We start from the raw sequence: 1520 nt of genomic DNA, 5'->3' as shown, positions 1-1520 counted from the left end.
CATTTTACCTTGCCGGCCGAGCCTGCGGCGTCCGTGGTCGCCTCCGCGCCGGCGCCGATCCGTCAGCACATCGACGACCTCTGGCCAATCCTGACCCGCGATACCCCGACGGCCCCGCCCTATTCGTCGCTGTTGCCGCTGCCGCGCGCTTACGTCGTTCCGGGCGGCCGGTTCCGCGAGCTCTATTACTGGGACTCGTATTTCACCATGCTGGGCCTCGCCGAAAGCGGACGGTCGGACCTGCTCGAGGACATGGCGCGGAATTTCGCGTTTCTCATCGACGCCTACGGCCACATTCCGAACGGGACGCGGTCCTACTACCTCACCCGCTCGCAGCCGCCGTTCTTCTTCGCCATGGTCGGGCTGCTCGATCCGGGCGACCCTGCGGCGGCCTACGCAAGCTTTCTGCCGCAACTCAAGACGGAATATGGCTTCTGGATGGAGGGCGCGGAGGACTTGGCGGCGGGCGCCGCTCATCGCCGCGTGGTCAAGCTCGACGACGGGGCGATCCTCAATCGCTATTGGGATGACAGCGATGCGCCGCGCGACGAGTCCTATGCCGAGGACGTCGCCCTGGCGCGCTCGACTCCCCGCCCGCCGCAAACGACCTGGCGCGAGCTTCGCGCCGCCGCCGAGAGCGGATGGGATTTCAGCTCGCGCTGGCTCGCCGACGGGCGAACGCTCGAGTCTATCGACACGACCGAGATCGTTCCGGTCGACCTCAATGCGCTGATGTTCGGGCTCGAGAATGCGATCGGCGCCGGTTGCGAGCGGTCCGGCGATCGCGATTGCGCCGCCGATTTCGCCCGCCGCGCCGCCGCACGCCGCGCGGCGATCGACCGCATTCTTTGGGATCAATCGCGCGGCGTCTATCTCGACTATCGCTGGACGCTGAAGAAGCGCGTCGACCGCCTCAGCGCCGCGACCCTCTATCCGCTCGTCACCCGCGTCGCCAGCGACGCACAGGCGGCGTCGGTCGCCGTGGCGGCCGAGAGGGACCTGCTCGAGCCGGGCGGGATCGTCGCGACGCCTGTGGACACCGGGCAGCAATGGGACTCGCCCAACGGCTGGGCGCCGTTGCAATGGATCGCGGTTGCGGGCTTGAAGAGCTTCGGCCGCGACCGGCTCGCCGAGACGATCGCCTGCCGCTTCATGATCAGTGTGGAGCGCGTCTATCGTGAGACCGGCAAGCTCGTCGAAAAATATGACGTGATCGCAACCAACAGGCCGGGTGGGGGCGGCGAATATCTGACCCAGGACGGCTTCGGCTGGACCAACGGCGTGATGCTGAAGCTGATGGCGCTCTATCCCGCCGACGCCGAGCTTGAGAGCCTCGACCGCTGCCCTGCGCCGAGCGGCTGAATATGGGGCGCCCGCCCTTGCCTGCTCTCGCCCGGCGCCCTCCGCATGCGCCGGCAACCAAACGGGGGAAGCGATGGCGGTCAAGGATGTCGTGAACAAGGTCCGCGTGGGCCGCACCGACCTCATGGTCACGCCCGTCGGCTTCGGCACATCGGGGC

At 67.9% G+C, this 1520-nt stretch carries 1 protein-coding gene; it reads left to right on the top strand.

Going from position 1 to position 1520, the window contains the following annotated elements:
* The coding region (gene treF / locus WCB02_RS19910; RefSeq protein WP_423960687.1) for an alpha,alpha-trehalase TreF at nucleotides 1-1362 on the top strand (1362 nt) is incomplete at its 5' end.
* Nucleotides 1363-1520: the final 158 nt, after the last annotated feature.

It is taken from the genome of Bradyrhizobium sp. (assembly GCF_049581145.1).
GTDB lineage: Bacteria > Pseudomonadota > Alphaproteobacteria > Rhizobiales > Xanthobacteraceae > Bradyrhizobium.
The sequence above is the reverse complement of the archived record's forward strand: the minus strand, read 5'-3'. Positions and strand labels throughout refer to the sequence as shown.